Annotated in this window: 1 protein-coding gene; it reads left to right on the top strand. The window is 71.7% G+C overall.

The window, feature by feature from the left end; genetic code table 11:
• Window positions 1-240: hypothetical protein (locus tag JFU56_RS22725; RefSeq protein ID WP_198439466.1), on the top strand; the 240-nt coding region annotated here is incomplete at both ends.

The raw sequence follows: 240 nt of genomic DNA, 5'->3' as shown, positions 1-240 counted from the left end.
CCTTCTCGATGGAGGGCTACAACGGTTTCGATCGTCCCCGCGAGGAGGTGGCCTTCGCCTGGGCGCCGGGCTGGAACTCGCCCCAGGCCTGGAACAAGTTTACCGACGAGGTGGGCGGCCACCTGCGCGCCGGCGACCCCGGCGTGCGCCTGCTGCATCCGGTGCCCGGCCGCTACGCCTACGGCCGGGCCATTCCGGCGGGCTTCGATTGGCGCGACGGGGAGTGGCAGGTGGTGATCC

Origin of the sequence: Moritella sp. F3, assembly GCF_015082335.1 — a bacterium.
GTDB lineage: Bacteria > Pseudomonadota > Gammaproteobacteria > Enterobacterales > Moritellaceae > Moritella.
This window is presented reverse-complemented; position numbering and strand designations above follow the sequence as displayed.